Annotated in this window: 20 protein-coding genes; 10 read left to right on the forward strand and 10 right to left on the reverse strand. The window is 57.1% G+C overall.

Annotated elements, in window-relative coordinates; all coding sequences use genetic code 11:
• The first annotated feature begins 21 nt into the window (after nucleotides 1-21).
• The 5 genes from OZ410_RS00820 to OZ410_RS00840 all read left to right on the forward strand — a co-directional run bounded on the left by OZ410_RS00820 (nucleotide 22) and on the right by OZ410_RS00840 (nucleotide 3,924).
• A complete protein-coding gene (locus tag OZ410_RS00820) occupies nucleotides 22-195 on the forward strand; it encodes a Lacal_2735 family protein (RefSeq protein WP_277706011.1) in 174 nt (57 codons plus the stop codon).
• Between the two features lie 21 nt (nucleotides 196-216).
• Nucleotides 217-900, forward strand: coding sequence for a GTP cyclohydrolase I FolE (gene folE, locus OZ410_RS00825; RefSeq protein ID WP_277706012.1), 684 nt, complete (start codon nucleotides 217-219; stop codon nucleotides 898-900).
• Nucleotides 901-997: 97 nt separating this feature from the next.
• Complete coding sequence (locus OZ410_RS00830) at nucleotides 998-1,507, forward strand: hypothetical protein (RefSeq protein ID WP_277706013.1); 510 nt, start codon at nucleotides 998-1,000, stop codon at nucleotides 1,505-1,507.
• A 117-nt stretch (nucleotides 1,508-1,624) separates the two neighbouring features.
• Nucleotides 1,625-3,331, forward strand: a complete 1,707-nt coding sequence (locus tag OZ410_RS00835) for a GMC oxidoreductase (RefSeq protein ID WP_277706014.1) — start codon at nucleotides 1,625-1,627, stop codon at nucleotides 3,329-3,331.
• On the forward strand, nucleotides 3,331-3,924 hold the full coding sequence (locus OZ410_RS00840; protein WP_277706015.1) for a gluconate 2-dehydrogenase subunit 3 family protein: 594 nt from the start codon (nucleotides 3,331-3,333) through the stop codon (nucleotides 3,922-3,924). The genes OZ410_RS00835 and OZ410_RS00840 overlap by 1 nt, the downstream gene beginning before the upstream one ends.
• A 67-nt stretch (nucleotides 3,925-3,991) precedes the next feature.
• On the opposite strand, the gene OZ410_RS00845 is transcribed toward OZ410_RS00840, so the two are convergent.
• Together OZ410_RS00845 and OZ410_RS00850 are read right to left on the reverse strand one after the other, a co-directional pair.
• Nucleotides 3,992-6,205 carry a xanthine dehydrogenase family protein molybdopterin-binding subunit gene (locus OZ410_RS00845; protein WP_277706016.1) on the reverse strand — a complete coding sequence of 738 codons (2,214 nt, stop codon included), beginning with the start codon at nucleotides 6,203-6,205 and terminating at the stop codon, nucleotides 3,992-3,994.
• Between the two features lie 35 nt (nucleotides 6,206-6,240).
• Entirely contained in the window at nucleotides 6,241-6,708 is a 468-nt protein-coding gene (locus OZ410_RS00850; RefSeq protein ID WP_277706017.1) for a (2Fe-2S)-binding protein, read from the reverse strand.
• A 203-nt stretch (nucleotides 6,709-6,911) separates the two neighbouring features.
• Between OZ410_RS00850 and OZ410_RS00855 the strand changes: the two genes are divergently transcribed.
• From OZ410_RS00855 to OZ410_RS00865, 3 genes are all read left to right on the forward strand, one after another.
• A complete protein-coding gene (locus OZ410_RS00855; protein WP_277706018.1) occupies nucleotides 6,912-8,210 on the forward strand; it encodes an NAD(P)/FAD-dependent oxidoreductase in 1,299 nt (432 codons plus the stop codon).
• Nucleotides 8,211-8,321: 111 nt separating this feature from the next.
• Complete coding sequence (locus OZ410_RS00860; RefSeq protein ID WP_277706019.1) at nucleotides 8,322-9,611, forward strand: prolyl oligopeptidase family serine peptidase; 1,290 nt, start codon at nucleotides 8,322-8,324, stop codon at nucleotides 9,609-9,611.
• Between the two features lie 40 nt (nucleotides 9,612-9,651).
• Nucleotides 9,652-10,512, forward strand: coding sequence for a DMT family transporter (locus tag OZ410_RS00865; RefSeq protein ID WP_277706020.1), 861 nt, complete (start codon nucleotides 9,652-9,654; stop codon nucleotides 10,510-10,512).
• 93 nt (nucleotides 10,513-10,605) lie between these two features.
• Here the strand turns inward: OZ410_RS00865 and OZ410_RS00870 are convergent, their stop codons facing one another.
• Nucleotides 10,606-11,487, reverse strand: coding sequence for an MBL fold metallo-hydrolase (locus tag OZ410_RS00870; RefSeq protein ID WP_277706021.1), 882 nt, complete (start codon nucleotides 11,485-11,487; stop codon nucleotides 10,606-10,608).
• A 142-nt stretch (nucleotides 11,488-11,629) separates the two neighbouring features.
• Here OZ410_RS00870 and OZ410_RS00875 point away from each other — a divergent pair, with 142 nt between their 5' ends.
• Together OZ410_RS00875 and OZ410_RS00880 are read left to right on the forward strand one after the other, a co-directional pair.
• A complete protein-coding gene (locus tag OZ410_RS00875; protein WP_277706022.1) occupies nucleotides 11,630-12,136 on the forward strand; it encodes a (2Fe-2S)-binding protein in 507 nt (168 codons plus the stop codon).
• On the forward strand, nucleotides 12,126-14,282 hold the full coding sequence (locus OZ410_RS00880; protein ID WP_277706023.1) for a xanthine dehydrogenase family protein molybdopterin-binding subunit: 2,157 nt from the start codon (nucleotides 12,126-12,128) through the stop codon (nucleotides 14,280-14,282). Before OZ410_RS00875 ends, OZ410_RS00880 begins: the two co-directional genes overlap by 11 nt.
• Nucleotides 14,283-14,294: 12 nt before the next feature.
• Here the strand turns inward: OZ410_RS00880 and OZ410_RS00885 are convergent, their stop codons facing one another.
• From OZ410_RS00885 to OZ410_RS00915, 7 genes are all read right to left on the reverse strand, one after another.
• Nucleotides 14,295-14,744, reverse strand: a complete 450-nt coding sequence (locus OZ410_RS00885) for a GatB/YqeY domain-containing protein (RefSeq protein ID WP_277706024.1) — start codon at nucleotides 14,742-14,744, stop codon at nucleotides 14,295-14,297.
• A gap of 88 nt (nucleotides 14,745-14,832) precedes the next feature.
• On the reverse strand, nucleotides 14,833-16,749 hold the full coding sequence (ftsZ, locus tag OZ410_RS00890) for a cell division protein FtsZ (RefSeq protein ID WP_277706025.1): 1,917 nt from the start codon (nucleotides 16,747-16,749) through the stop codon (nucleotides 14,833-14,835).
• Between the two features lie 50 nt (nucleotides 16,750-16,799).
• A complete protein-coding gene (ftsA, locus tag OZ410_RS00895) occupies nucleotides 16,800-18,131 on the reverse strand; it encodes a cell division protein FtsA (protein WP_277706026.1) in 1,332 nt (443 codons plus the stop codon).
• Between the two features lie 6 nt (nucleotides 18,132-18,137).
• A complete protein-coding gene (locus tag OZ410_RS00900) occupies nucleotides 18,138-18,857 on the reverse strand; it encodes a cell division protein FtsQ/DivIB (RefSeq protein WP_277706027.1) in 720 nt (239 codons plus the stop codon).
• Entirely contained in the window at nucleotides 18,838-20,199 is a 1,362-nt protein-coding gene (murC, locus tag OZ410_RS00905) for a UDP-N-acetylmuramate--L-alanine ligase (RefSeq protein ID WP_277706028.1), read from the reverse strand. Before murC ends, OZ410_RS00900 begins: the two co-directional genes overlap by 20 nt.
• The gene (gene murG / locus OZ410_RS00910) at nucleotides 20,189-21,289 is read right to left on the reverse strand and encodes an undecaprenyldiphospho-muramoylpentapeptide beta-N-acetylglucosaminyltransferase (RefSeq protein WP_277706029.1); all 1,101 of its coding nucleotides are present in this window, start codon (nucleotides 21,287-21,289) and stop codon (nucleotides 20,189-20,191) included. Before murG ends, murC begins: the two co-directional genes overlap by 11 nt.
• Nucleotides 21,276-22,475, reverse strand: coding sequence for an FtsW/RodA/SpoVE family cell cycle protein (locus OZ410_RS00915; RefSeq protein ID WP_277706030.1), 1,200 nt, complete (start codon nucleotides 22,473-22,475; stop codon nucleotides 21,276-21,278). Before OZ410_RS00915 ends, murG begins: the two co-directional genes overlap by 14 nt.
• Between the last annotated feature and the right edge of the window lie 2 nt (nucleotides 22,476-22,477).

The following is a 22,477-nucleotide window of genomic DNA, read 5'->3' on the forward strand; positions in this document are numbered from 1 at the left end:
CTGTAAGTTAAAAACAGTGCCATGTTCAACTGGTTTAAGAAAACTTCGGAAAAAGACAAACTGCAAGCCCGGTACCGGAAATTATTGGGGGAGGCCCATAAGCTTTCCCAGGTAAACCGCAGCCAGGGCGATGCCAAATACGCCGAGGCCGAAGCTGTGCTGCAGCAACTCAAAACCCTGGAACAAGCCTCATAGGCGCTTTTAGACCCGATTATTATGTTAGATGCACTCCTGAAAAACAAACCCCTCAATGGCCATTCCCACGATGCCTACGGGGACGACCACCTGCCCTCCGGCATGGAAACCCCCATGCGCCCGGATGCCTTTGACCTGAGCGATTCGGAGAAAAAGGCCAAAATCGCCTACCACTTTGGACAGATCATGGATACCCTGGGGCTGGACCTCACGGACGATTCCCTGAAGGGCACCCCCCAGCGGGTGGCCCGGATGTACATTGACGAGATCTTTGCCGGGCTGAACCCCGGGAATAAACCCTCGGTAAGCCTGTTCGAGAACAAATACCAGTACGGGCAGATGCTGGTAGAAAAGAATATCGGTTTCTATTCCAATTGCGAACACCACTTTGTACCTATTTTCGGGAAAGCGCATATTGCCTACATTTCCAGCGGGAAGGTAATCGGGCTGTCCAAACTGAACCGCATTGTGGATTACTATGCCCGCCGGCCCCAGGTACAGGAACGGATGACCAACCAGATTGGTGCAGAGTTGCAGCAAATGCTGCAAACGCAGGATGTGGCCGTGATCCTGGATGCCAAACACCTATGTGTCTCTTCCCGGGGGATACGGGACGACCACTCCACCACGGTAACCGCCTTTTACGGGGGTAAATTCCAGGAAAATGAAACCCTGGCACAGCTACAGCATTTCCTGAAGGATTAGTGCCGATCATCCCAAAAAGCGGGATTTTAACAAAAAACAAGGGGAGCGTAAGCTAAAACGTCCCCCTTTTGCGTTTAAGGGAGCAAACAATCCCTTTATGAAACGAATCCTTCTGTTCCTGTTTGCCCTGGGCCTGTTCGGCTCCGCCGCGGCACAACAGGGTTTTAAACTCGGATTTCACGGGTCCCTCCCCGTGAGCAGCGAAACCAACAATGCGGTTAGCCTGGCCCTGGGGCTGGATACCGGCTACCTTTTTGCCCTGGGCGAAGTGGTAGACCTGGGAGCCATGGCCGGCTTTATCCACGGTTTCCCGGAAAAATTTGACGTGGGCGGCATAGACCTGCCCAGCGTACAATTTGTTCCCCTGGCCGCCAGTGCGCGGGTATGGCCTTCCAATTCCTTTTCCTTTGGCGTAGACCTGGGGTATGCCCTGGGCCTGAGCGAGGGCAATGACGGGGGGCTGTATTACAAACCCATCCTGGGGTACCTCTTTGGGACGCAAACCGAGATTAACCTCTCCTATACCGGGATCGAGACCGGGGATGCCCCCTGGTCCACGGTCAACTTCGGCATCCTCTATACCTTTCCGGAGGACCGCTTCCACTAACCCCGTACCCGAACACGAACCCAAGCCAGGCTCTGTGGCAAACACAGGGCCTGGCTTTTTCTTTTCCCCCCGGGGCGCTTCGAAATTGTGTATCTTGTCCGGACCTAACCTTTTATTATGGCCCGATTCAATATCGATGCGAAACAAGACATGACCTACGACGCCATTGTAATCGGCTCCGGGATTAGCGGGGGCTTGGCGGCGAAAGAACTATGCGAACAGGGGTTGAAAACCCTGGTGCTGGAACGCGGGCGCATCGTGGAACACCTTGTGGACTACCCCACCATGCACGACGACCCCTGGGATATGGAACTCCGGGAAGCCCTGACCCCGGAAGAACAGACCAAACACTACAAAGGCATCCGCACGGGGTTTATCGGGAAGAGCACGGAGCACTTTTGGGCCAATGACCAGGAAAACCCCTATACGGAAACCAAACCCTTCCTTTGGGTACGCGCCCATCAGATGGGTGGCCGCAGCCTCTTATGGGGCAAACAGACCTACCGGTGGAGCGACCTGGATTTTGAGGCCAATGCCCGGGATGGCCATGGGGTAGACTGGCCCATCCGCTACAAGGACATTGAATCCTGGTACACTTATGTAGAAAAATTTGCAGGCATCAGCGGGGAAGCCCTGGGCCTGCCCCACCTGCCGGACAGCCACTTTTTGCCGCCCATGGAACTGAACTGTGTGGAACGGCATGTAAAGTCCCGGATTGAAAGCCAGTTCTCCGGGCGGCATATGATTATAGGGCGGGTAGCCCACCTGACCCAGCCCCTGAACGGGCGCGGGCAATGCCAGTACCGCAACCGCTGCAGCCGGGGGTGCCCGTACGGGGCCTATTTCAGCAGCAATGCCGTAACCCTCCCGGCGGCACAGGCCACAGGGAACCTGACCATCCGCCCGTATTCCATTGCCCAGTCCATTATCTACGACGAAGCCCAGGGCAAAGCCACCGGGGTGCGCATCATTGACGCCGAAACTTCAGAAGTCCTGGAATATCACGCCAGGGTGATCTTCTGTAACGCCTCGGCCTTGAGTTCCACCCAGATCCTGATGCAATCCACCTCCGGTCGATTTCCCAATGGCCTGGGGAATGACAGCGGGGAACTGGGCCACAACCTGATGGACCACACCTACCGCGTGGGTGCGGTGGGCCGTGTAGACGGGTTCGATGGGGAATACTACAGCGGGCGCAGGCCCAACGGGATTTATATCCCGAGGTACTGGAACCTGGACGAGGCCACCCGATCCGACAAATTTGTCCGCGGCTTCGGGTACCAGGGTGCCGGCAGCCGCGGGGGCGTACAGGCCGCTGCAAACCGGGAAGGCTTTGGCGCAGATTTTAAGGATGCCATCCTGAAACCGGGGCCCTGGGAATTCTTTATCACCGGGTTTGCCGAGTGTTTGCCCTACCATGAAAACCAGGTTACCCTGAATCCGGACCTGAAGGATAAATGGGGGCAGCCTACCCTGTCTATCGACTGTGAATTCAAGGAAAACGAGTTGGCGATGAACCGGCAAATCCGGGAAGACGCCGTAGAGATGCTGGAACAGGCGGGCCTGAAGGATGTGGAGGGCTTCGACAAGAAACACGAACCGGGGTATGGCATCCATGAAATGGGGACCGCCCGCATGGGGCGCGACCCGAAAACCTCTGTGCTGAATGGGAATAACCAGGTGCACGCCGTTAAGAATGTCTATGTAACGGACGGGGCCTGCATGACCTCCTCCTCCTGTGTGAACCCCTCCCTGACCTATATGGCACTGAGCGCCAGGGCTGCGCACCATGCCGTTTCCGAACTTAAAAAATTCAACCTCTGATGGACAGAAGAAAAGCCTTAAAAACCACCGGGTTGCTTGCCGGGGCCACGCTGGCCATGCCGGCCGCCCTTTCCCTGTTGCAGTCCTGCCAGGGGGAAGCGGGGCCCAGTTGGGAACCCCTCTTTTTTACGGGGGCGGAAGCCCGCCTGGTATCGGCCCTGGCCGACACCCTCCTGCCCCGAACCGATACCCCGGGCGCCCTGGATGTAAAAGTGGATATCTTTATAGACCGCCTGCTGGCGCGGGCGTACCCGCCGGAGGGGCAACAAACCATGCGGGAAGCCCTGGCCGGGTTTGACCAGCACTGCCAGGATACCGCGGGTGCCGTATTTGCAGACCTGGACAACGAAGCCCGGGGGCAGATTTTGCAGGCGGCAGAACAAACCGATGGCCAATTCGGAAAAAGCGTATGGGGTACTGCCGTGGGGGAGCAACAACCCATGGGCTTTTACCGCCCCTTTAAATCCACGGTCATCTGGGCCTACTTCAGCTCCGAAGAAATCGGGGAAAATGTGCTGAGTTATGATCCCATACCCGGGGCGTACCGCGGGTGCGTACCCCTGTCGGAGATCGGCAACCGCTGGAGTCTGTAACGACAAAACCCATCTAAAAAATCCCGCAGTCAGCTGCGGGATTTTTAGTTTCAGGCGCCAGGGCGGCTTATCCGATGATGCGCTGCTCCTGTTGGGAGCCCACAAAAGGCTGGCGGTAATAACGCGTACCGGTGGCGCGGTACATGGCATTGGCCAGTGCCCCTTGTACAGGGGGCAGAGAGGGTTCTCCGAGTCCTGTGGGGTCTATGCCGTTATCCACAAAGAAGGTTTCTATCTCCTCCGGGGCCTCGGAATTCCGGATCAGGCGGTAGGTGTCGTAATTGTTCTGCTCCGGCCGGCCGTCCTGGAAGGTCAGGGCGCTGTAGGTGGCATGCCCGATGCCGTCCACAATCCCGCCTTCAATCTGGTTGCGCGCACTTAAGGGGTTGATTACGATCCCGCAATCTACCGCGCACAGCACCTTTTTCACCCGGGGCTCATTACCTTCCATTTCCAGGTCAAGCACCTGGGCTACATAGGAATTGTGGCAATAGTAGGCAGCCACCCCACGAGATAAACCGCTGGGTGCCCCGGCATCCCAATTGGATTTCTCACGGGCCAGTTTCAATACGCCTGCATAGCGCTCGGGTTCGTAGTCGTTCTGCTTCGGATCGCCCACCGGATTGTTGATGGCGCGGTCAAAGAGCTCCAGCCGGAAGGCTATGGGGTCCTTGCCTGCAGCCTCGGCTACCTCGTCCAGAAAGGCGTTTTCCACCCCGGCGATAAAGTTGGAAGTGGGCGCCCTCCAGGCACCTGTGGTGACCTGGGTGGGCAGGGTATGGAACTCCGCCCGGTAGTGGTCTACCGCCCCTGCGGGGAAGCGGTTCTCGAAGACGCGCCCATCGTTGGTGCCTACACTGCGCACATGCCAGGCCAGCAGGTTGCCGTCGGCATCCAGGCCAGCCTTGTAACGGATTTTATAGCTGGGGCGGTACGTGCCCTGGCTCATGTCGTCTTCCCGGGTATACACCAGCTTAACGGGGGCCTGCATCTTTTTGGAAATCATGGCGGCTTCCACGGCAAAGGTGCCATAGAGCCGGCGGCCAAAGCCACCACCCATACGGGTCATCATGATATCGATTTTTTCCTTGGGCATTTCCAGCACGGAGGCCAGGGTATTCTCCAGGAACTCCGGGGTTTGAATCGGGCCGAGCAACTCCGCTTTCTCCGGGGTCACATGGGCGAAAAAGTTCATGGGCTCCATGGTGTTGTGGGCCAGGTAGGGGGCGCTGTAGGTCCGCTCTACTATGGTAGCCGCCCCGCGGAAGGCTCGATCCACATTGCCATCTTCCCGGGCGGGGGCCTCCGGGGCTTTGTTGAGCAGGTCTGAAAGGGCCTGCTCGTGGTAGGCGGAACTCTCCAGGAGTTCCGGGGCTTCCCACTCGGCTCGCAGCGCTTTTTTGGCCTGCATACACTGCCAGGTGCTTTCCCCGACAATGGCAACCATTTCCGGGATGGCACCCCCATCGGACCACTGCCGCTCTGCCCCTTCCGGGTAGGCGATCAGGTGGAAGGCGTCCCGGATTCCGGGCATCGCCTTCACGGCATCAAAATCCGCACTCTGAAAGGTCATTCCAAAAGCAGGCGGATGAACGATCATGGCGATGAGCATCCCCTCCCGTTGTACGTCCAGCCCAAACAGGGGCTTTCCGGTAACGATCTTGGGGCCGTCTACATTCTTGCGGTCCGTGCCGATAATGGTGAACTCCTCGGGGCTTTTCATATTGACTTCTTCCGGTACTTCCAGGGCAGCCGCGGCCGAAGCCATTTCCCCGTATCCGGCAGACTTGCCGCTGGCCTGGTGGGTGAGTACCCCGGCCGCAGTGGTAATTTCGGCTACCGGCACCTGCCAGGCCTGTGCCGCAGCGTTCTTCAGCATCTGCCGCGCCGTGGCCCCTGCCATTCGGAGGCTTTCCCATCCCTGGCGGATGGATTGGCTTCCCCCGGCGAGCTGTCGCGTAAAAATATCGGTGTTCAGGGGTGCCTGTTCCACGATTACCTTATCCCAGTCTGTATCCAGTTCGTCTGCAATGATCATGGGCATGGCCGTTTTTACATTCTGGCCAATCTCGGGGTTGGGAGACATGATGGTCACCATCCCGTTATCCCCTACCCGCAAAAAGCCATTGAGCTCAAACCACTCCTTAGGGAGGGCACTTACTTCTTCAGGGGTCATTTTACAGGAGGCCAGCCAGTTGAAACCGAGCAGTAAACCACCGCCAGCCATCCCGGTATTCCGGATAAAGGCACGTCTTCCTATTTTGGTTTTTACAAGTGTCATCTTTGCTTTTTTTTTAGGTGTTGTCAGGAAAGGCATCAGGCCATACTGCCCGAATCGGCCGCGCGCTTCACGGCTTTTTTGATCCGCACATAGGTGCCGCACCGGCAGATATTGCCGTTCATTGCCATCTCAATCTCAGCATCAGTCGGGCTCGGGTTTTGCTTCAGCAAGGCAGTGGCTGTCATGATCTGGCCGGCCTGGCAATACCCGCACTGGGGCACATCCTCTTCCAGCCAGGCTTGTTGAACAGGGTGATCTCCGTGCTCCGAAATGCCTTCAATCGTAGTGACTTCCTGGTTCCCCACGGAAGAAACCGGGAGGGAACAAGACCTGACGGCATTGCCGTTCAGGTGGACGGTACAGGCACCGCACTGTGCGATCCCGCAACCGTATTTGGTACCCACCAAACTCAGGTGGTCGCGCAAAACCCACAACAGGGGGGTTGTGGGGTCCACGTCCACTTCCCGGGTGGTACCGTTAATGTTCAGGGTGAAAGTTGCCATGGAAAAATTTTTGATAGAAGATAATGAATATCCCGCAAACTGGGTGGCGGCTGTATGGTTTTTAAGATTTCAGGGCCGTTTTGTGACAGGGGGCACCCCCTCCCCCCACCCATCCAAATAATGCACCGCCCCCGCAATCTGCCAGCAGGCATGGAAATTCACCCTTCCAAATTGTATCTTGCATGCCATAATCCCAGCTCCTTATGCCCCAGGAACCCCGCATTGTGATTGTCGGCGCCGGCTTTGGCGGAATCGAACTGGCCAAGGCCCTCAGAAAACTTCCGGTACAGGTCACCCTGATTGACCGCAACAACTACCACAACTTCCAGCCCTTACTTTACCAGGTGGCCACAGGCGGACTGGAACCCGACACCATTGCCTACCCGGTACGCCGGATTTTCCGCAGGCAACGCAACGTTGCCTGCCGTATGGCCGAGGTACACTCGGTAGACTGGGAACGCAGCCGGGTACACACCTCCATAGGGACCATCCCCTACGATTATCTGGTACTGGCCACGGGCAGCGCCACGAATTTCTTCAATTTTGAACCAGTAAAGGAGCAGTTGCTGACCCTGAAATCGGTACCGGATGCCCTGAATATCCGAAGCTATATTTACCAAAACCTGGAGAAAGCCCTGGCCAACTACAGCGGGGAGTCCCTGGAAGAAATCATGAATGTGGCCATTGTTGGCGGGGGCCCGGCCGGTATTGAAATGGCGGGCGCCCTGGCGGAAATGAAAATACACGTGATCCCCAGGGATTTTCCGGACCTGGACACCTCCCGGATGAGCATCAACCTATACCAGTCGGGGCCCAGGGTGCTTAACGCCATGTCCGAAGAAGCGTCGGCCAAGGCGCTAACCTATCTGCAGGAGCTTGGGGTACAGGTTAAGCTGAATTCCCGGGTGGCATCCTACCATGATGACCGGATTTACCTGGAAGACGGCACCTCCTTCCCCACGGACACGGTGTTGTGGACCGCAGGGGTAAGGGCCAACCCGGTCAAAGGCCTGCCTAAGCCCTGCGAGGGCAAGGGGCAGCGCATCCTGGTGGATACCTGTAACCGGGTGATAGGCGTCCCGGAAGTTTTTGCCATTGGCGATGTGGCTGCCTGCATTACCGAAGAAGATCCGCGGGGCCTCCCTATGATGGCTCCCGTGGCGCAGCAACAGGGCCGGCACCTGGCACAGAATTTCCGCCGCCTGTTGCGTAAAGAGGAACTCCTGCCATTTACCTACAACAATAAAGGGGTAATGGCCACCGTGGGGCGGGTGCGCGCCGTGGTGGACCTGCCGGGCTGGAAATTCCAGGGCGGTTTTGCGTGGTTTGTCTGGATGCTGGTCCATATCCTTTCCCTGGTAGGCTTTCGCAGCAAACTCTCTGCCCTGTATCACTGGGCCTTCAACTACATCAGTTATGACCGACCGCTGGGGCTGATTATCCGCCCATACCGCAGGGAGGAAACCTCAGGAATAAAGACAAACAGTCCAGAACGGGGCTAAGACCCAAAAAGCGTATCTTGGGGGTTGTTCCCGGCCTGAAGGGGTAACCTGCAAACGTTCCCTGGCTGAAGGTGAAGCATAGCCTGTTATTAATTCAAAACCGCCAATCCCATGAAATCTTTGTACTCCTCCCTTCTTTTCATCCTGTTGCTGACCACCAGCATCCTGCCAGCCCAAACCCAGGCGGAACCCTCAGGCGGGTATGCCCTTATTGTGGAAGGCTTCGACTGGGGGCCTGCCGTAAACAAAATCGTATTGGATTTTGAAGCTACCCTGGATTCTGTACCTCCCGGCTCCTTTAAGGTCCTGGCCTCGCGACAAACGGACCTGGCCGAACTTCCGGAAGCAACCATTTCCGGGGAAAGGGAAGTGCTGGGAGCGTATATTTCAGATGCATCCGGGAATCGTCTGCCACAGGGAAATTACCTGACACTGGTTCTGTCCGTAAATCCGCAGATGCGGTTGGCCTCCCCCTTCCATTATGCCCGAAACGAAAAAGTACGCGGGAATTTCTGGGTAGATTACCAGGTAGCGGTGACCCATATGCCCAGCCTGAGGACCTGGAAGCATAAAACGGGGAAAATCATGCCGCAGGCAGACCGCTTTAACCTGGACGGGCGTTTTGAGTACGCCCCCGGAAAGACCCTGTCCTATGCAGCTTATACGCCTGCCCCCGGCAATAAAAAGCCGCTGATTATCTGGCTCCATGGCGGGGGTGAGGGGGGCACTGACCCCACCATTGCCCTGCTGGGCAACCGGGCGGCCCATTATGCCTCCCCTGAAATCCAAAACATTTTTGGAGGGGCCTATGTGCTGGCACCCCAATCGCCCACTTTCTGGATGAACCGGGAAGGTGGCGGCTATACCCGGGGGGATGCCGAAGACATTTACCACGTGGGGCTCATGGCCCTGATCAGGGACTTTGTAGCGCGCCATCCCGGAATCGATACAGACCGGATCTACGTGGGCGGATGCAGTAACGGGGGGTATATGAGCCTGAAGCTCCTGCTGGAACATCCGGATTATTTTGCCGCGGGGTATATCAGTGCCCTGGCCTACCATTCGGAGTTTGTGAGCGATGCCCAAATCCGGAGTATCCGTAACGTACCTATCTGGTTTATACATTCCAAGGACGACCCGGTAACCGTCCCGCAGCAAACGGTTGTCCCTATATATAACCGGCTTATGGCTGCCGGGGCTCGGAATGTGCATTTCTCCTATTACGACCATGTTACGGACATCACCGGCCAGTACGGGGGCGAGGACTTCCACTACAGCGGGCACTGGTCCTGGATCTATTCCCATGCGAATACAGCCACCCTGGACTACGACGGGAAGCCGGTTACCCTGAAGGGGACCCCCGTGACGGTCATGCAGTGGCTGGCAGCCCAGAAGAACTGATTCGGATCGTACTACAGAAATCCCCCGGAGGGATAAGCCTATGGATAAAGGTGTAAAACGGGCCATAGGGTATATGCTGCTGAGTACGGCGGCCTTTGCCGTTATGAATGCCCTGCTGAAGTACCTGAACCACATCCCCGCCCTGGAACTTGTTTTTTTCCGCTCCATAGGCTCTGCCTGTATTGCAACCTCCTTCCTGCTGCGGCAACGCATCCCCTTGCTGGGGCAAACCCGGGGATTACTCCTGCTCCGGGCCGCCCTGGGGGTTACAGCCATGTCCTTGTTTTTTACGTCCCTGAAATACCTGCCCCTGGGGTTGGCGGTCTCCCTGCGGTATACGGCCCCTTTATACGCTGTGGTTTTTGCCTGGTTCCTGCTTCGCGAACGCTTCAGGTTGTTGCAAGGGATATTCCTGCTTCTCGCTTTTGCAGGGGTACTGATTATCCGCGGGTTTTCCCCGGAAGTAGATCCGTTAGGGCTCCTCCTTATCCTGCTGGCCGCCATGTTCAGCGGGATGGTCTACATTGCCATCCGCAAGATCGGCCCCCGGGAACACCCGGTGGTAGTGGTGAATTATTTTATGGTGCTTGCCACCGCAGTGGGCGGGATCGCTACCCTCTGGAACTGGAAGGCCCCGAACAACGGATGGGAATGGGGGTTGCTAGGCTGCCTTGGGATATTCGGGTACTTTGGGCAACTCTTTATGACCCGGGCCTTCCAAACCGGGAAAACCTACCAGGTAGCCCCCTTCAAATACGCAGAGGTGGTCTATGCCCTGCTGATCGGGATTTTCTTTTTCGGGGAACAGTATTCCCTTATCAGTTCCCTGGGGGTGGGGTGCATCCTGGTCGGGCTGGCGCTGTATGCCGCCACGGGCAATCGGAAACCTCAAAACGTTTGATGCCGGGAATGGAATGGCATTGCCGGGGGTACCCCCCCAACTTCAAATTAAACACACCCCCTGCAAAGGGCAATCACACGCCTTACGGGCCCCTTAATCCACAGAAGAATACACAGCTTCCAGCAGGCGCTGGGCATTGATAAAACCTTTATCGTACTGGGCATCCCATTCCGAGGTCAGGCCCATTTGCTGAACTTCTTCAAGGGTTTTTCCGGCATCCTTAGCCTGCTTTACCCGCATCCGGATGGTATCGATCATATCCCGGAAAGCCTGTAGTTCGGCCCGGCCGGCAACCCCGCCGTGCCCCCGGATGATTTTGGTCTGGTCGTCCACAATAAACAGGGCCATATTCATATTCTGCACCAACCCGTCTATGTCCCCACCCGAGGCAATATCGATAAAGGGGTAACCGCTGATAAAATTGTCCCCCATATGGATCACATTGGCCTCCGGAAAATAGACATAGGAATCCCCGTCGGTATGGGAGGGGTTTACGTGCATGATATGCATGCTGTGGCCTGCATCCAGATAGACGGTCATCTCCTCGTTAAAGGTAATCCGGGACAACGCCTCAAAGGGGGCGGGCTGGGTTTCCCGATCGGTGCCGGCCCATTGGACCGAGCCCATCCGTTTGCGGACATTCTCGTGGGCGATCAGGGTAGCCCCCTGCTGGGCCATGGGCGCATTGCCACCGGCGTGGTCTCCGTGCCAGTGCGTATTGACCACATACCGCAGTGGCTTATCCGTCAGGGCACGGATGGCCCCCAGGATTTTATCCGATAGGGGGGCAAACTGGTCGTCGATCAGGTAGGCAAACTGGTCGCCTATGGCCAGCCCCATATTCCCTCCGGAGCCATAAAGCACATACAGGTTATCGGCCAGACGCTCAGAGGTGATTTCCACGGCGTCCCAATTCCGCTGGGCCTGGGTGAGCAGCCCCACGCAAAGCATCAGGCCAAAGAGTATTTTTTTCATGTTGTATCTTTTTGTCGGAAGCAAAAGATACGAAAAAGTTCAGCCGCCTGAACCGGGAAAAGCAACGGGGCCAGGATACAGGCTTTCCCGATTTTCCATAACTTTAATGAACCTAAGGTAGCCGCTTTAAACTTCTCCCCATATGCCCGTGAAAGTTACGCTTACCGTGAACAAAACCGTTCACCACCTGGAACTTGAGGATCCGGAAATGCCCCTATTGTGGGCCATTCGTGACCTGCTGGGCCTGAAGGCCACAAAATTCGGATGTGGCAAGGCCGCCTGCGGGGCCTGTACGCTGCTGGTGGATGGCGTCCCCGTCCGCTCTTGCAGTTATCCGGCCCGTTTGGGCAAAGGAAAAACCATTACCACCCTGGAAGGCTTGGGTACACAAGCGGAGCCTCACCCCGTCCAGCAGGCCTGGATCGAGGAAATCGTACCCCAGTGCGGGTACTGCCAACCCGGCTTTATGATGGCGGCCGCAGCCCTGCTGAAGCGCGTCTCCAACCCCACGGACGACGACATAGACCAAAACATCCTGAACGTTTGCCGATGCGGCACGCACACCCGCATCCGCAAAGCAATCCATAAGGCCGCTACCCTGGCACAAACCGGGCAGGCCCAACCCAATACCCCGGAAGATGGCGCATAAAGGCAAACTTTCCCGACGCAAATTCCTGATACGCACCGGCCTGGGGACCGCCGGGGTCCTGGCCCTGGGCACCTACCTGGCCCGAAACCCGATCCGGCGTTCGGTTTTGCAAACGCTCAGTACCATGGACCTCACCTATGTGGGAGACACAGACGACCCGCTCATTTGGTTTGAACTCACAGCGGATAACCACGTCCTGCTGCTATCGCCCAAGGTGGAAATGGGGCAGGGCATCTTTACGGGCATGGCGCAACTGGCCGCAGAAGAACTGGAAATCCCCCTGGAACGGCTGCGGGTGGTACACGCTGCCACGGCAACCGGTAATATCGACGGGCTAAGTACAGGGGGCAGCACTTCCATTGCCGGGCTGTGGGAACCCCTTCGGGAGCTGGCGGCTACATTCCGGGAAATGCTGCGGACGGAAGCAGCCCGAAAACTGGGCGCTCCCCTGTCTGGGGTGCAGCTCAAAAACGGAGTCTTTCAATATGGGGATTCCCAGCTGACTTTTGCCGATACAGCAGCAGGCGTTACCGACTGGAACCTTCCGGAAACCCCAGCCTTAAAAGCCGCTGACGCTTTCCGGCATATCGGGAAACCCGTAGCGCGGGTAGACCTGGCACCCAAAGTGTACGGGGATCCTATCTTTGGCCTGGATGCGGAAATGCCGGGTATGCTTTACGGGGCCGTATTGCGGCCCACCCATATCGGGGCCAGGCTTTTGAAGGCCGACACCCAAAAGGCCGCAGGGATGCCGGGGGTGGTACAGGTAGTGGAAGCGGAAGATTTTGTAGGGGTGGTGGCCCGCTCCTACGCGCAGGCCGAACGGGCCAAGGCCCAGATCGAAGCCGAATGGGAAGCTCCTGTACACCTGCAGCAAGCCGATATCGAGGCCCGGATGACCGTAGGCAATGGCAAGCATACCATCATCCAGAAAGAAGGCGGCCCCATGGAAGGTCCAGAAGGGGAAACCCTGGAATTCCGCACCCCCATCGGGGCCCATGCCCAACTGGAACCCAACGGGGCTCTGGCCCATGTAGAGGAAGGCCGGGCCACGGTGGTTATTTCCACACAGGTGGTGGGTCTTACCCGGAAGGAAGTAGCCGAACGCCTGGGGATGAACCCCGAGCAGGTCAATATCATTCCGGCCTATCTGGGCGGGGGCTTTGGCCGCAGGCTGCACACCCCGCATGCCGTCCCGGCCGCCGTAATGTCGAAGGCTGTGGGCAGGCCGGTCAAATACATCTTCAGCCGGCAGGAAGAATTCCAGCACGACATGTTCCGCCCTCCTACCCACCACCGGATGAAGGGGCGCCTGGGTGCAGATGGCCGCCTGGAACACCTGGAACACCATTTTGTAAGCGGGGACGTGGGTAACAATTCCGCCCTGATGATTCCCGGGGTGCCCACCATCCTGGGCGCAGATATTGGCGCGGTACGCGGTGGGCTGTTGCAGTATACCGGCGTGCCCAACCTGCGGGCTGTTTACTATCATGTAGACCTCCCTTTTGCCACCAGTTGGTGGCGCAGCCTGGGGTTATTGGCCAACACTTTTGCCATTGAAAGTTTTGTGGACCATATGGCCGCAAAAGCCGGACAGGATGCCCTGACCTTCCGCCTGCAGCATATCCCGCAGGACGACGCCCTTGGGGCGCGGCTGCGGGCCGTCCTGGAACGGGCGGCAAAGGCTTCGGCATATACGGAAACCGTCCGGGCCGGGAGGGCCATGGGCCTGGCCGCTTCTGTGGATGCCGGTACCCCCTGCGCCCAGGTAGTGGAACTTTCCCTGGAGGAGGGGAAAATCAGGATTCACAAGGTTACCTGTGTGCTGGACCCCGGGCTGGCCGTGAACCCGGACCAGGTTAGGGCCCAATGCGAAGGCAGCATCCATATGGGACTCAGTGCAGCCCTGTATGAAGAAATGCAGGTGGTGGACGGGGCGTTAACCCCTGTTATCTACGGCCCCTATCGCATGCTGCTGATGAAGGACGCCCCCCGGGAAATTGAAGTGATTCTCCTGCAGGGGAAAGAAACCCCCGGGCCGGTTGGGGAACCCCCCCTGGGCCCTATAGGGGCTGCGGTGGCCAATGCCCTGTTCCGCCTCACAGGCAAACGCCCGGTGCGGATGCCGCTGGCCAAATCGATCTAATCAGGAAAGCCATCAGGAAAGCTGGGCGCGCACTGCGGCCGAAATAGCCTTCCCATCGGCCTTCCCGGCCAGTTCTTTGGTGAGCACCCCCATCACCTTGCCCATATCCTTCATGCTTTCTGCCCCCAGGGCAGTAATGGTTTTGGATACGGCAGCCTGGATTTCCGCCTCCGAAAGTTGCTCGGGGAGAAAGCGCTCCAGCACAGCTACCTGGGCCAGTTCCGGTTCGGCCAGGTCTGCCCGGCCCTGCTCGTTGTATATGGCTGCACTGTCCTTGCGTTGTTTCACCAGTTTCTGGACCAGGGCTATTTCCTCGGATTCGCCCAGGGCTGCCCCCCCGCCCTTTTCGGTTTTGGCCAGCAGCAGGGCGGATTTAATCGCCCGAAGGGATTCCAGCGCCACAGCATCCTTGGCTTTCATGGCGGTTTTCATTTCGTCCATAACACGGTCTTGCAAACTCATCGCTCGGGAATTTTAAGATGTATACAAAGATAAAAAGAAACCCCCGAAGACGGTGCTCCGGGGGTTTGCCTCGACGCCGGTAAGGCTATCAGTCCACGTTGTCGTGCAGGAAGGAATTGTTGGTGCGCAGACGCATTTCGTCATTGGCATCCTCGCTCAGGCTGGTACGGGAAACCTTCCCGTCCTCCTTTTCCGGGGCGGAGAGGTCCACCCCCTGCCGCTTGTACGCCGGCTCCTTCTCTATATCCTCGATATTGGATCGGTTGTGCTGGAATTTATAGTTGAAGTCCTTCAGCTTGCGACGGCGTTCGTCTGCCCGCTCCCGCAGGATTTCGCTGATCGGACGGTCCGTGGGGTCTGCCGTCTCCGGGGTTTCCACAGGCTTGGGAGCTTCCACGGTCTTCTTTTCAAATACGAGCTCGTCGTCCACCAATTTGGGGTCGTATTGCTCTGCCTTGGACTTGGCGCCGGTCAGGTGGCGCTCCAGTTCCATGTACTCGTCCAGGCTGTAACGGGTTTCGCCTTCCTTCTTGTATTCCAGCACGGGAGTGATCTCTACATGCTCCTTCACCTCCATCTCCCGAAGGTCGTCGTTCAGGTCGAAGGTGATGGTGTGCTGCTGCTCGTCTTCTTCCTCTTCCGCTTCGGCGCTTGCCTGCAGGGGCATGTCAAAATGCAGGCTCATTTGGTCTTCCATAGCTTCCTCGGGGCGGACCACCACGGGGTCGATCACCTCGATATTGCGCAGCAACTCCCGGGAATCTACCATGATAAACTCCTCGGCCTCGCCGGGTGCAGCAACCACCTCTTCATAAAAGACATTGAAATTCCGGATGTAATTGGTGGTGGGGATCAGGTCCGGTTCTACCTCCAAAACATCGGCATCGTACACAGGCAGGTCTTCCAGGGCCGTTTCCTCCACCTCCAGGGTGTGAACCACCGTGGGTTCGGTCAGATCATGCTGGGCCTTCTGTTCGTCTTCCAGGGTATGGATAATCTTTTTGCTTTCCGTATTGACAATATCGTCCTGCTGGTCGGTGGTAAAGCCGGTGGCAATCACGGTCACCGCAATGGCCTCGCCCAGGTTTTCGTCTTCGCCAACCCCCATGATAATGTTGGCCCCATGCCCCGCTTCGGTCTGGATGTGGTCGTTGATTTCCCCGATCTCGTCGATGGTGATTTCCTGGGATCCGGATACGATCAGCAGCAGTACGTTTTTGGCCCCGGTAATTTTGTTATCGTTCAGCAGGGGCGAATCCAGGGCTTTCATAATGGCTTCCTGGGCGCGTGCAGACCCGGTTGCCGTAGCAGAGCCCATAATGGCCGTCCCGCTGTTGGACAGCACGGTCTTGGCATCGCGCAAGTCGATGTTCTGGGTGTAGTGGTGGGTTATCACCTCGGCAATCCCCCGGGCAGCCGTAGACAGGACTTCATCGGCCTTGGAGAACCCGGCTTTAAAGCCCAGGTTGCCGTATACCTCCCTCAGTTTATTGTTGTTGATCACAATCAGGGAATCCACATTGCCCCGCAGTTTTTCAATCCCGCGCTGGGCCTGCTGGCACCGCATCTTGCCTTCAAACTGGAAAGGGATGGTCACAATACCCACAGTGAGGATGTCCATTTCCTTGGCCTGGCGCGCAATAATGGGGGCCGCACCGGTACCGGTACCCCCGCCCATCCCGGCGGTGATAAAGACCATCTTGGTGTTGGCCACCAACATGTTTTTGATGTCCTCCATACTTTCCAGGGCAGCCTGCTCCCCTACTTCGGGGTTGGCTCCGGCCCCCAGCCCTTCGGTCAGGGATACCCCCAACTGAATCTTGTTGGGGACTGCGCTGTTCTGCAGGGCCTGGGCATCGGTATTGCAGATCACAAAATCCACCCCGTTGATCCCGGCCTGGAACATGTGGTTAATGGCATTGCTTCCTCCGCCGCCCACGCCGATGACCTTGATCACGTTGCTTTGGTTTTTTGGCAGGTCGAAGGTGATGTTCTCCATTTCCATGTGTTGTTCGTTTTAATGATTTTTCAGGTTGTGGGTATGCTATGATTTCTTTATTCCGCGTTGTCCAGGAACTCCTTGAGCTTGTCCGCCCATTTGTCCAGCACTGAACGGCGTTCTTTTTTGGTACGCGGCGCAGTGGTGGCTTCGCCCACGCCTTCCAACACCATTTCCGCTTCCGGCTGGCTGCCTTCGGCATCTTCAGGCCGCTTTTTGCCCTTGTCCTTATTGTGGACGGCATTCATCAGCAGGCCCACAGCCGTGGCATAGGTGGGGCTGGCAATCTCGGCTTCGGAATCCCCGGCCAGGTGTTCGTTCGGGTAGCCGATCCGGGTATCCATCCCGGTGATATACTCCACCAGCTGCTTGAGGTGTTTCAACTGGCTGCCGCCCCCGGTAAGGACAATGCCGGCAATCAGCTTTTTCTTTTGCTCCTCATGCCCGTAATTCTTGATTTCCATGTAGACCTGCTCAATGATCTCCACCACGCGGGCGTGGATGATCTTGGAGAGGTTCTTCAGCGTGATCTCTTTAGGCTCCCGGCCCCGAAGGCCCGGGATGGAGACGATCTCGTTATCCTTGTTTTCGCCCGGCCAGGCCGATCCGAATTTGATTTTGAGGAGTTCCGCCTGTTTTTCAATGATGGAGCACCCTTCTTTGATGTCTTCGGTAATGACGTTGCCGCCAAAGGGTATCACCGCCGTATGCCGGATAATGCCATCCTTAAAAATGGCCAGGTCCGTGGTGCCACCCCCGATATCGATCAGGGCCACCCCGGCCTCCTTCTCTTCCTGGCTCAATACGGCATTGGCAGAGGCCAGGGGTTCCAGGGTGATGTTGTCCAGGTCCAGCCCGGCGCTCTTAATACAGCGGCCAATGTTTTTGATGGAGGAAATCTGCCCTACCACCACGTGGAAGTTCGCTTCCAGGCGGCCGCCATACATCCCGATAGGCTGCTTGATCTCGGCCTGCCCGTCCACCTTGTATTCCTGGGGGAGTACATGGATAATTTCCTCCCCGGGCAGCATCACCAGCTTGTATACCTGGTCGCAGAGTTTTTCCAGGTCGTCCTCCCCGATCACCTCCTCGGAATTGGGGCGGGTAATGTAATCGCTGTGCTGCAGGGAACGGATATGCTGGCCGGCAATCCCCACGGTTACAGAATCGATCTTAAGGCCGGAATTGGATTCCGCCTGCTCAATGGCCTGCTGTATGGATTGTATGGTCTGGGTGATGTTGTTCACCACGCCCCGGTGTACCCCAAGGCTTTTGGAACGCCCGGTACCCACCACCTCGATCTTGCCGTACTCGTTCTTCTTCCCGATAATGGCCACAATCTTGGTGGTACCGATGTCCAGTCCTACCGAAAAATTCGCTTCTTCCATGGGTTCTTATATTTTAGTGCACACCACCTGGTTCTCAAATTCCAGGCTTACCATCTGGTAATGCGCCAGGGTTTTATCTTGGGCGGCCTTGGCGTAAAAGGCCTTGAAATTGTCGAACTTCTGGTCCAGGTCCTCGACCCCTCCCAGACGCACTACAAAGGGCTCCAACCGGAACTTCAGGCGGTAATCGTCTTCCTCTTCGATATGGATGCCAATCACGTTCTTGCTCAGGAAGGGATCCTCGTTGATATACTTCAGGATCACATATGCGTCTTCCAGGCTTTTCCCCGTAATCTTTCCCGTAATGATAGGGACCCGCGCAGAATGCAAGGGGGAAAGCGGCATCTGTTTTCCCTGGTCGTCCAGGTAAAAATCCCGCCCCCCGGCTACGCGGCCGATAGGATGCCTTTGCGTTATTTTCGCGTTAAGTTCACCGTCAATAGTGAGATAGACCTGGGCACTTTTCACCATTTCATGGCTCCTCAGAACCGATTCTATAGCATTCAAAACTATCGCATCTTTAGGGACGTTCTGGAGGGCCCCATATTTTTGTATTAACAATTTATTAACCGTAGCCTCGGTCATGTAAAGGGCTTCGGGCTCGGTGAATTCCACCCGTATGCCGCTAATACCCCGTTGCTCATTCCGCGCCTCAGCAAAGGCGTAAAGGCCTGTGATTCCTACACATAGACCAATGAGTTTCCATTTATTCCAATTCACTCGCATGGCTAAAGGCTTGTTTTATCGCTTCTACTTCCAACCCGATGTCGCCTGCCCCTATAGTGAGCAGGATTTCCGGCATTTGCGCCCGGATCGCATCGATCAATTCACTTTTGCCCACCCGTCTTTTCCGGGGGTTGTCAATCTGTTCCAGCAACCACTGGGAGGTGATTCCCTCCAGGGGCTCCTCCCGGGCCGGATAAATGTCCAGCAACCACACCCGGTCAAAGCGGGAGAGACTGCGGGCAAAATCGGCGCCGAAGTCCCGGGTCCGGGAATACAGGTGGGGCTGGAAGACCGCAAGGATTTCTTTTCCCGGGTGCATTTCCCGTATGGCCTGGTATACCGCATCGATTTCCGCCGGGTGATGGGCGTAATCGTCGATAAAGGTGAACTCCTGCGATCGCAGTTTATATGAAAATCGCCGCTGCACCCCTTTAAAGGTGCCCAATGCCTTTACCAGGCGGTCCGGCGGGGCCCCCACCTGGACCGCCATCGTAAAAGCGGCTAATCCATTCAACAAATTGTGCCTGCCGGGCTTCCCGAACCCTACAGAGGTAAAGGTCCCTTCCGGGGTGCGGATGTCGAACTCGTACTGTCCATTACGGGTCCGCAGGTTTTCGATGCAGTACTGGGCATCGTCTTCAATCCCGTAGGTAATCCCATGCAGGGGCAAACCGTTGCGCACCACCAGCCGGCCACCGGGCCGTACCCGGGCGGCAAAGGCGCCGAAAGCCTCGGTAAGGGCCTGGGCATTACCGTAAATATCCAGGTGGTCCGCATCCATGGAGGTCACACAGGCTACCTCCGGGGTCAGCCAGAGGAAGGACCGGTCAAATTCATCGGCTTCGACTACGGAAAAAGCAGTGCCTTCCATCAGGAAATTGCTGCCAAAATCTTCACTTACCCCCCCTAAAAAGGCCATTACTTCCAGGCCAGCTTCCCGGAGCAGGTGGGCCAGGATACAGGAGGTGGTGGTCTTTCCATGGGTCCCTGCCACGGCCAGGCAGCGGGTGGCTTCGCTGATCATCCCCAGCACCTGCGACCGTTTACGCACGGTAAAGGCGCCATCCAGGAAATAGCGGTATTCCGCATGGGCTGCCGGCACGGCAGGCGTATAGACCACCAGCGTCCCTTCCGGGTTACGGAATGCTGTGGGAATGGCTTGAATATCTTCGGTGTAATGGATGGCAGCCCCTTCGGCTTCCAGGGCCCGGGTCAGGGGAGTAGGCGTACGGTCATACCCGGCTACCTGCCGGCCCTCCTTAAGGAAGTAGCGCGCCAGGCCGGACATCCCGATTCCGCCTATGCCCAGGAAATAAACCCTATGTACGCCTTCAAGCTGCATCCGCTTCCACTATTTTTTGAATTTCGGCCCCGATATGACGGGTGGCTGCCGGTCGCCCAAGCTCCTGCATTCGTGCCCCCATGCGCAACATCCCCTGCGGGTCTTCCACCCAGGCGCGGAAACGTCCTTCAAAGCCGGTATCCAGTTCTGATTCCTTCATCATCAATGCTGCCCCGGCCGAAACCATGGCCTGTGCATTTTTGGTCTGGTGGTCCTCGGCCACATTGGGTGACGGGATAAACAGAACGGGTTTCCCGATCAGGCAGAGTTCGGAAACCGACCCCGCGCCGGCCCGGGAGATGATCATATCCGCTGAGGCGTAGGCGGCATCCATCTCTGAAATAAAGGCACGGACGGCCACGCCTTCGGCTTGCCGGTCCTGATACGTCTCGTAATAGCCTTTCCCGCATTGCCACAGCACCTGCAGGCCCATCTTTTTAAAGAGTGGCAAATGGGCATCGACCAGTTGGTTGATCCGGCGCGCCCCCAGGCTTCCGCCCAGTACCAGGAGGGTGGTACGCCCCGGTTGCAACCCAAAATGCGTCAGGGATTGTGAGCGCGGGGGCAATTCCCGGGCAAGGCGTTCGCGCACCGGGTTGCCGGTAAAGACCAGGGCCCGGGCCGGAAAAAACCGCTCCATGCCATCGTAGGCCACAAAGATGCGCCGGGCCTTGCCGGCCAGCCATTTGTTGGTGATCCCGGCATAGGAATTTTGCTCCTGCAACACATAAGGGATCCCCATGGCCGAAGCCATGCGCAGGGTGGGGCCGCTGGCAAAGCCGCCCGTGCCCACCACCAGGTGGGGCTTAAAACTGCGTATGATCTTCCAGGCTTGCATCAGGCTTACCAGTACTTTAATCGGAAAAAGCAGGTTCTTCCAGGTCAGTTTGCGAACCAGCCCGCTGATCCACAGCCCCCGGATGGGGTATCCTGCCTGGGGTACTTTTTCCATTTCCATTCTGCCCCGGGCCCCCACAAAGAGGATCTCAGCCCCGGGATAACGTCGTTTCAGTTCCTCGGCAATCGCAATTGCCGGATAAATATGGCCTCCGGTGCCGCCCCCGGAGAGTAAAAACCTATAATTGTCCACTCAGTATCTCCAATGGGTGTTCTTCATTCGTATCCGTCACTTCCGTTTCGGCCTCCTGTTGTTTGCGGCTGGCGGACAGGATCACCCCGATAGCCAGGCAGGTCATCCAGATAGAGGTACCCCCGCTGCTGATCAGGGGCAGGGTTTGCCCGGTAACCGGGAAAAGTTCCACTGCAACGGCCATATTGATCAGGGCCTGGAACACAATGGGCAGGCCTACGCCTATCACCAGGAGCTTCCCGAAAATGCTGGGGTGGGCATTGGCCACCACCACAATGCGGAACAGCAGCAACAGGTAAAAAAACATCAGGCTCAGCCCGCCTACCAGGCCGTATTCTTCAATAATGATGGCATAGATGAAATCCGAACTGCTTTGGGGCAGGAAGTGTTTCATCACGCTCTTGCCGGCGCCGTTGCCCACCAGTCCGCCGCTGGCAATGGCGATCTTGGCTTTTTCGATCTGGTAATCCCCTTCGGTATCCGCCCCGTCCCAGAAGCTTTCCACCCGGCTGATCCAGGTATCGACCCGGTTGGGGAATACCCCGGGCAGGGCCTTGGCGGTCAGCACAAAAAGGGCCAGGCAAACCACTCCTGAAGCCACAATACCCATCAGGTATTTGAGGGGGTACCCGCCCAAAAAACACAACATCAGCACCATACAAAACAGCATGGCTGCCGTGGAAAAGTTGGCTGGCAGGATCAGGGCAATCACGGCAAACACCGGCACCCAAAGGGGCCAGATGCTCTCTGTAAAGCGAATCTGCCGGTCTTTGATCTTGCTCAGGTAGCGGGCGGTGTAGATCATCAGCACCACGGCTGCCAGGTTGGAGGTCTGGAAGGTGACTCCCACCAGGGGGATGCGGATCCACCGGCTGGCATTGGCCCCTTCTATGGTCGTGCCCTGGGCCAGGGTATAGATCAGGAGCACCAGCACCACTGGGATGGCAATGATGGAAAGCCCTTTGAAGAAGTGGGTGGGGATCTTGTGTACCACATAGATAATCCCGAAGCCCAGCAACAGCAAAAGGGCGTGTTTGAGCAGGTGGCCAAAGGTGGTGCCGCTGCCCACCACATACACCAGGTTGCTGCTGGCGCTGTAGACGGGCAAAAAGGAAAACAGGGCCAGCAGGGCAACCACGCCCCATATGGCTTTATCTCCTTCCAGTTGTTGCAGCAGCCGCTTCATTC

It is taken from the genome of Robiginitalea aestuariiviva (assembly GCF_029537735.1).
Taxonomy (GTDB): domain Bacteria; phylum Bacteroidota; class Bacteroidia; order Flavobacteriales; family Flavobacteriaceae; genus Robiginitalea; species Robiginitalea aestuariiviva.

What these genes read in the sequence shown, in the direction of transcription:
- OZ410_RS00820 (WP_277706011.1), top strand. Translation starts at nt 22, where the DNA reads ATGTTCAACTGGTTTAAGAAAACTTCGGAAAAAGACAAACTGCAAGCC.
- OZ410_RS00880 (WP_277706023.1), top strand. Translation starts at nt 12,126, where the DNA reads ATGGCGCATAAAGGCAAACTTTCCCGACGCAAATTCCTGATACGCACC.
- OZ410_RS00835 (WP_277706014.1), top strand. Translation starts at nt 1,625, where the DNA reads ATGGCCCGATTCAATATCGATGCGAAACAAGACATGACCTACGACGCC.
- OZ410_RS00885 (WP_277706024.1), bottom strand. Translation starts at nt 14,744, where the DNA reads ATGAGTTTGCAAGACCGTGTTATGGACGAAATGAAAACCGCCATGAAA.
- OZ410_RS00915 (WP_277706030.1), bottom strand. Translation starts at nt 22,475, where the DNA reads ATGAAGCGGCTGCTGCAACAACTGGAAGGAGATAAAGCCATATGGGGC.
- OZ410_RS00875 (WP_277706022.1), top strand. Translation starts at nt 11,630, where the DNA reads ATGCCCGTGAAAGTTACGCTTACCGTGAACAAAACCGTTCACCACCTG.
- OZ410_RS00840 (WP_277706015.1), top strand. Translation starts at nt 3,331, where the DNA reads ATGGACAGAAGAAAAGCCTTAAAAACCACCGGGTTGCTTGCCGGGGCC.
- folE (WP_277706012.1), top strand. Translation starts at nt 217, where the DNA reads ATGTTAGATGCACTCCTGAAAAACAAACCCCTCAATGGCCATTCCCAC.
- OZ410_RS00870 (WP_277706021.1), bottom strand. Translation starts at nt 11,487, where the DNA reads ATGAAAAAAATACTCTTTGGCCTGATGCTTTGCGTGGGGCTGCTCACC.
- OZ410_RS00900 (WP_277706027.1), bottom strand. Translation starts at nt 18,857, where the DNA reads ATGCGAGTGAATTGGAATAAATGGAAACTCATTGGTCTATGTGTAGGA.
- ftsA (WP_277706026.1), bottom strand. Translation starts at nt 18,131, where the DNA reads ATGGAAGAAGCGAATTTTTCGGTAGGACTGGACATCGGTACCACCAAG.
- OZ410_RS00855 (WP_277706018.1), top strand. Translation starts at nt 6,912, where the DNA reads ATGCCCCAGGAACCCCGCATTGTGATTGTCGGCGCCGGCTTTGGCGGA.
- OZ410_RS00860 (WP_277706019.1), top strand. Translation starts at nt 8,322, where the DNA reads ATGAAATCTTTGTACTCCTCCCTTCTTTTCATCCTGTTGCTGACCACC.
- OZ410_RS00845 (WP_277706016.1), bottom strand. Translation starts at nt 6,205, where the DNA reads ATGACACTTGTAAAAACCAAAATAGGAAGACGTGCCTTTATCCGGAAT.
- OZ410_RS00865 (WP_277706020.1), top strand. Translation starts at nt 9,652, where the DNA reads ATGGATAAAGGTGTAAAACGGGCCATAGGGTATATGCTGCTGAGTACG.
- ftsZ (WP_277706025.1), bottom strand. Translation starts at nt 16,749, where the DNA reads ATGGAAATGGAGAACATCACCTTCGACCTGCCAAAAAACCAAAGCAAC.
- OZ410_RS00830 (WP_277706013.1), top strand. Translation starts at nt 998, where the DNA reads ATGAAACGAATCCTTCTGTTCCTGTTTGCCCTGGGCCTGTTCGGCTCC.
- murC (WP_277706028.1), bottom strand. Translation starts at nt 20,199, where the DNA reads ATGCAGCTTGAAGGCGTACATAGGGTTTATTTCCTGGGCATAGGCGGA.
- OZ410_RS00850 (WP_277706017.1), bottom strand. Translation starts at nt 6,708, where the DNA reads ATGGCAACTTTCACCCTGAACATTAACGGTACCACCCGGGAAGTGGAC.